The 6838-nt window shown below is 43.6% G+C and carries 6 protein-coding genes; 3 read left to right on the forward strand and 3 right to left on the reverse strand.

Annotation, left to right across the window (positions count from 1 at the left end; all coding sequences use genetic code 11):
- The 3 genes from AC1DUA_RS17065 to AC1DUA_RS17075 form a co-directional block, all read left to right on the forward strand.
- Nucleotides 1-527, forward strand: a 527-nt coding sequence (locus AC1DUA_RS17065) for a GerAB/ArcD/ProY family transporter (protein WP_477500906.1), incomplete at its 5' end; no start/stop codon positions are given.
- A 5-nt stretch (nt 528-532) separates the two neighbouring features.
- A complete protein-coding gene (locus AC1DUA_RS17070) occupies nt 533-2017 on the forward strand; it encodes a spore germination protein (RefSeq protein ID WP_477500907.1) in 1485 nt (494 codons plus the stop codon).
- The gene (locus AC1DUA_RS17075; protein ID WP_477500908.1) at nt 2014-3165 is read left to right on the forward strand and encodes a Ger(x)C family spore germination protein; all 1152 of its coding nucleotides are present in this window, start codon (nt 2014-2016) and stop codon (nt 3163-3165) included. Before AC1DUA_RS17070 ends, AC1DUA_RS17075 begins: the two co-directional genes overlap by 4 nt.
- A 55-nt stretch (nt 3166-3220) precedes the next feature.
- Here AC1DUA_RS17075 and AC1DUA_RS17080 read toward each other — a convergent pair whose 3' ends face one another.
- The 3 genes from AC1DUA_RS17080 to AC1DUA_RS17090 form a co-directional block, all read right to left on the reverse strand.
- The gene (locus tag AC1DUA_RS17080; protein WP_477500909.1) at nt 3221-3457 is read right to left on the reverse strand and encodes a hypothetical protein; all 237 of its coding nucleotides are present in this window, start codon (nt 3455-3457) and stop codon (nt 3221-3223) included.
- A 761-nt stretch (nt 3458-4218) separates the two neighbouring features.
- Nucleotides 4219-5781, reverse strand: a complete 1563-nt coding sequence (locus tag AC1DUA_RS17085; protein ID WP_477500910.1) for a glycoside hydrolase family 32 protein — start codon at nt 5779-5781, stop codon at nt 4219-4221.
- Nucleotides 5782-5809: 28 nt separating this feature from the next.
- The gene (locus tag AC1DUA_RS17090; protein WP_477500911.1) at nt 5810-6787 is read right to left on the reverse strand and encodes a PfkB family carbohydrate kinase; all 978 of its coding nucleotides are present in this window, start codon (nt 6785-6787) and stop codon (nt 5810-5812) included.
- Nucleotides 6788-6838 lie beyond the last annotated feature (51 nt).

The following is a 6838-nucleotide window of genomic DNA, read 5'->3' on the forward strand; positions in this document are numbered from 1 at the left end:
GAATGGTTTATACGGGAGGAGCATTAGTGGAGATCATGCTGCTGCTATTGCTCCAACATCGTTTTAAATCGAAGATGCGTGTCTGGCAGATGCTGCTGCTCGGAATAATTCTCGTATACATTACATTAGGTCCTTTGGTAGGAGCGATCACGGAATTCGGTCCTCAAGAAGCTGCCAAGCAGATGGTATCCCCGTATGAGCAATGGCGGCTTGTCAAAATAGGTTCGTATATCGAGCATCTCGATTTCTTGTCTGTTTATCAATGGTTGGCCGGAGCAACGATTCGAATTAGTCTTTCTCTTTATTTATTATCGGAATTAATTCCATTTAAAAAGACAGAAATGCGGCGTTGGTTTATTCTGTTATTAACGCTTTGCATCTTTATATTTTCAATGATTGTAACACATCAAAATTCGTTCTATTTATGGATGTATAAAATTTATTTTCCTGTAACTTTGATTTTCACTCTAATCGTAACAATTGTTTTAGCCGTTATAGCATGGATGGCCAAACCCACCAAGGAGTGAACAGCATGAGCGTTAGCGATACTCAATCTAGAGATGTAACGAAAGAGCAGATGCTTCGGCAACTATTCGCAAACTGTTCTGACGTGCAAATTCAGACCTACTTATTTGGTGAGGATGACCCGTCATCCACGATTATGATGATCTATGCAGAAGGTTTATGTGATGCCGTTCAACTGGGGAAAATTGTCCTGCCGGAGTTGAATAAAGTTTATAAAGAAAATGGCTTCGAATATTTGCAAAACGGATATGTGCTCGGCTCTTTACCGCTCATTTCCTTTGATGGAGAGGCTACTGAGCAAGAGATGACAGATTGCGTCTTTCAAGGGGATCTTCTGCTTGTTTTCGTAGCTTCGGATGTGATGTATAAGCTTAATATTTGCAACCGTCCTAAGCGGGCACCTGATGAATCAAGTGTCGAGATTTCTATCAAAGGGCCGAAAGATGGATTTGTGGAAGAGTTTTCGACGAATATTGCCCTGATTCGCAAACGGATTCGAAGCAATTCCTTATGCTGTGAAACGTTCATTCTCGGAAGAAGAACAAGAACGAAGATCGGACTTATGTATATTAAGGATATTCTAGCACCTAATATTTTAGAGGAAGTTCGTTCTCGCTTAAATAAAGTTGATGTCGATGGCATTTATAGTATCAGCCAGGTGGAGGAAGCACTTACCGATAAAAAATTTGCGTTATTTCCTATAACGGACTTCACGGGCAGGCCTGATTATGCAGTTAACTGCTTGTTGTCCGGGCGATTTATTCTTATTATCGACGGCAACCCTTTGATCTTAATTGCACCGGGGACGTTTTCGTTGATTATGAAATCCCCGGAGGATATTCATTTCAGTTTTCAATACGTAGCTTTTGCACGCCTGATCCGTTTTTTAAGTTTCTGGATGTCGATTCTCTTGCCTGGATTTTGGGTGGCCCTTACTGCGTTTCACCAAGATCAAATTCCATTTCGGCTCATGGCGACAATATCGGTAGCGAGAAGCGGTTTACCTTTATCTGCGCAAATGGAAATGTTTACATTACTGTTCCTCCTGGAGGTTTTTCGAGAGGCCGGAGTACGATTGCCTAGCTCCATTGGACAAACACTAACGGTCATCGGTGGGTTAGTCATTGGTGATGCTTCCATACGTGCAGGCTTGGTTTCGCCATCGGTGGTGGTGGTTGGGGCAATTACCGCAATCATGGGAGCTACACTTGTTAATCAGACCTTGGGCACTGTCGTAAGTGTGATCAGGTTGATTATTTTTCTAGCGTCAGCGGTCATAGGGATGTATGGACTCATTTTGGGAATGGTTTTGTTGGTAATTCACATGTCCAGGATCAAATCGTTCGGGATCCCTTTTTTATCCCCGTTATCCCCGCCTAATTACAAAGATCTATTTAAGAGCTTTTTAAGGCTCCCATGGGCTAAAATGCGTTTTCGTCCGCAAGAACTGCACACGATCGATTCAGACCATAAAGGGAAAGATCCCGAATGAGGAAATTCGCTCTTTTTTTTATCGTCCTAACCTTTCTAATTCTCCAAACGGGTTGTTGGAATTCCAAAGATATTCAAACCATGGCCTATGTAACAGCGATCGGATTGGATTACGAAGATGGAAAATATGTCACCTATGTACAGGTGCTCAATTTTGCCAATGTGTCCAAAACCGAATCATCACAGCTAGGGAAGAATATCCCCATATGGATTGGGAAAGGAAAAGGGGAAACGGTGACTGAAACGTTTAACGCGATTTATGCGACTTCCCAACTAAGAGTTTATTGGGGACATGTGAAGTCCATCGTGTGCACGGAAAGATTTTTAAAGAACGGTAAAAGAGTTAAAGAAGCTTACGATATGATAAACCGCTATCGGGAAATCCGTTATAACGTTTTGCTGTATGGAACAAAAGAGTCGTTAAACGATTTATTTCAGCAGAAGTCGATTCTGAATCTATCTCCGACAGAATCCTTACTGGACAATCCGTCACAAATCTATTCTCAGCGCTCGTATATTACGCCGCATTACGGTTTCAAGATTATTTCAGAGATAAATGAACCAGGGCAATCGGCCATGCTTCCTTCGATCGCTCTTGACAAGGGAGAATGGACCGAAGATAAACAGCCCAGATCGATGTTTAGAATCGATGGGGCGTTTTATTTAAAAGGCAGCCAATCCCTAGGGTGGATGTCCGAAAAAGAGTTAGAAGGTTTTCGATGGCTTCAAGAAAAGCTGTCGCGTTCCCCGATCAACATTCCGGACACGAAGAAGCCTGTCGCGGCAATGGTTATGATTGAGCCGAAATCGCGTATTCTGCCTACTATTCGAAATGGAAGGGTGTACTATACGATTAAATTGAAAATAAATGCCTATGCGGATGAAATGGTTGAGGATATTTCCCCACAAGACATGCGGAAACTTGCGGAGCAAGTAATTGAAGATCAGCTCAGAAAAACATATGAGATAGGGCTTAGCAAAAAAATAGATGTGCTGCAATTGGGCGAGCGGCTTTACAGGAACTTCCCAAAAAAATGGCATGAACTCAACCAGCGTAACGATTTCAATTTGGATGCCGACTCCCTTGATAAAGTGGAGGTTAAGGTTAAACTGCAGCACACCGGCAAGTATAAGGCGAGAGCGCGTTAACGCGTTTGGGCCGGGGGGTAATTGCCGGGGATTTGTTTGTGGGTCGAAATCGAAATCAGCCCCACAAACATAGAAAGACAAACCCCCTGGCCATTATTTGTGATACATGTTCACAAAACCCGTATTTTATACATATGTCTACCCATGTCGGAATCGGTGTTTCCGGATCGCCTTGATAAGCCAATTCACGATCACCATGAATGGCATGGTAGCCGCGCCGCTGCAATTCGTTGCAGACCGTAGTTTTGCCAGCGCCGGAAACGCCTCCAATCAGATAATTCCTAATACCCAAGGTTAGACCCTCCATTCAAGTGGATAAGCACATTTTAGATGTTTCTATCTGACGCTAAACTCCCGTTAGGTGAACGAAAGGCTGCCGCACATTGCCGGCAGGCTTGTTCTTGTTGAATGTTCAACTATTGTTACCGGTTAGCTAAGTGCTGTGGTACATAAATACGGTCATTATCGGTATCAATTACAAAATCTGGCCTAACCCCTTTCCAGTGTGAAGAAGAAAGACGCTCAAATTGAAATATCCTACAAAAGATATCTGTGAATTCATTTATGTTAGTATGTCCCCCCCTTTATAACGTCTGAATTATATAGCACATTCAAAATAATACGCACTTAAATTCAATGAAGCGAGCAAACACAAGGGTTTGCTCGCTTTTTCTTATAAAATCGATTTACAAATTAAGTTTTGAAGTGTTGTTTTGGTGTGAATAACCTGAATTACAAATAAACTTTGAAGTACGTTTTACAACCTTTGTTAGAGATCCCTCAGTAATCAAAAGTTCACCATTGGGATAAACGAAGTTCAGAAACTTCCAGATAATAGCAGAAGCCTCAGCACGAGTCGTCTCTCTTTTCGGAACAAAACTACCTTTGTTGGTTCCCTCTTACTCTATGATTATTTATTCACAAACAACAACAAAACAAAATGGATTTTGAGTTTCATCTTTAGTCCCACAGTTTACAATTGGACGGTCGGGAAAAGTTTAAGTAAGTAGGCGTTACTATGAACTTCTAAACATTATCCTACATCGCACCGTATTATCTTTCCCAAATCCCGGTCATATCACTGATTTGCAATGAAATCAGTTTAACAAACCCGCCGACTGCATACAGTTCAAGTCCTTGACTTCCTTGATCAGGAAAAATCAAATCTGTGATTACGGCACTACCATCATTCCCGAACAGCTCCATGTTCGACCCATCCACATAAATAGTTACTTGAATCCGTTTATGTTCTGGCTTCAGAGTCACGGTGTGTTTAGCTGCGAAATCCGGATGGAAATCCGCCGATCCGGCATTTGTTCGATCAAGGAACAGAAATTCATTCTCGACATCGTAACCAATGATGGTTTCCTGACTTGAAGACTTGCGAAGCTTGAAACCGAATTCTAACGCGGTACCTATTTCGAATTCAGCAATGATTTCCGCTTTAAGGGCAGTAACTTCGGATAAAAGGTTATCTCCTGGTTTAATAACCAGGTCTGTCAGGGATGAAATTGGATTCCGCAATTTGCTCAACTCCCTCACCGGCTTCTGAATCAAGCGAAGTCCTCCCAGATAAGTTTTGAGTTGAATCTCTCGTGGAAGTGACATATTTCCGCGCCATTCCAAAGATGGCAATTTATTAGCATAACGCCAATTGTTCATCCAACCGATCCATATTACTCTCCCATCCTCATTCGGAATCCCATTCCAGGTGACCGCTGCATAAAAGTCTGATCCGAAATCAATCCATTGGATATCGTGAATGGACTCGATTGTTTTATCTGGTATGAACGATTGACCGTCGAAGTGACCTATAAAATACATCATACCGGAACCGCCTGCGGGAGGCTGCGGATCGCACGTATTTTCCCCGTTTAGGTCTCCGACGCTCAGAGATAAAACCCATTTTTTGTTGTTTGGATCATTATCCACAGGAACCTGGAAGATGTCGGGACATTCGAATACGCCACGATGCACAAAAGGTACCGTGGATCCGAACTCGCTTGCAAAGTTCCACGCTTTAAGATCCTCTGAAGTGTAGAACTCTATGCGATCTCTTGCAGCCAACGCCATAATCCACCTGGAGGATTCTTCATGCCAAAATACTTTAGGATCCCGAAAATCAGCTGTTTCACTGGTTGGAAACAGAACAGGGTTTCCCTCAAACCTCAGCCATGTCCGTCCTCGATCTCTGCTATAAGAGATACTTTGAACTTGCGGTTTGTTAGGCTGAGCTTGATTCCCTTCGTTCGTGTAAATAGCAACAAGACCGGAACCTTCCTCATTAAAGAAGCCACTGGTGTTGTTTATATCCGCCACTGCGCTTCCCGAGAAGATCGTTCCGTCCATGTCAGGCGCAATGGCTGGCGGGAGTTCCTCCCAATGGATCAAATCCTTGCTTACTGCATGGCCCCAATGCATGCGTGGGAAATCAGGACTGGTGGAATTAACCGTATATTGATAGAAAAGGTGGTACTCGCCTTCGTAGTAGACCAAGCCGTTAGGATCATTCATCCAGTTCTTCGCTGGTGAATAGTGGAACTGAGGTCTGTATTTTTCATCATAGGAACCTATGTGAGCATACTTTATGAATTTGTTCTCTTCAGAAATGTACATAGAACTTCACTCCTTTGTAATCAAAACTCTATTTTTCAGGCCTATTTCCATCTCGTACTAACGTGTGAATTTCCTCTAGCGTACCCAGAGACGGAATGGCACCCTTCCGAGTTGTCGCTAGAGCACCTGCCGCATTTGCAAACCGCAGTGCCTCTCTCAACTCCTCTTCCTCCCAATCCTGCAGGGCCTTCTCTGTCTCCAAAACTCCATATTGTATAGCCCCCAAGAACGCATCCCCTGCTCCAGTCGTATCCACTGTCTGAACAGAGTAACTATCCACCTTCCCCCACCAATCCTTCATCTGGTAAAAAGAACCAGCACCTCCTGCTGTGACCAATAGCAAGGTAAGCCCATACTGTTTAACTAGATGTCTTGCTGCCTTCTCTAGATCCTGCTCATCAGTCAAGAAAAAGAGTTCTTCTTCGGAAACCTTCACGACATCTGCGAGGCTTAGACCTAGGTGGATTACTTCTAATGCGTGCTCTTCATCTCTCCATAATGTAGGACGCCAATTCGGGTCATACGTAATAAGTGCTCCAAGCTCCTTTGCAACCTGAACAGTACTTATAGTCGCTGTGTACGCAGGCTCCGACGTCATAGAAATCGAACCAAAGTGAAATATCCGTGTATCAGTGAGCATTGTAAGATTTACCTCATCTGCTCTCAACAGCTGGTCCGCACCTGGTGTTCTAGCAAAATGGAATGATCGATCTCCCTCTGAATCCAGCTGAACGAAAGCCATCGTCGTATGAGCTTCATTTGTCGTAACTAACCCTTGATCCGACACACCGACGGAAAGTAAAGCTTCGCGCAAATACACTCCAAACGGGTCGTTACCCACCTTTCCGATGAAACCCGTTTTCTTGCCGAGCTTCGCCAAGGCCGCTACCACATTCACCGGTGCTCCACCTGGATTACGTTCAAATAAAGGCTGTCCCGCTTCGGAACGACCATACGGAGTGAAATCAATTAAGTATTCCCCAAGCGCAACTACATCGTAGTTCATGCCATACGCCCCCATTTATTTTTGTAGGTAAATCCTAACTGTGTCTTATCC

The organism is Paenibacillus sp. 01T422, assembly GCF_056398785.1.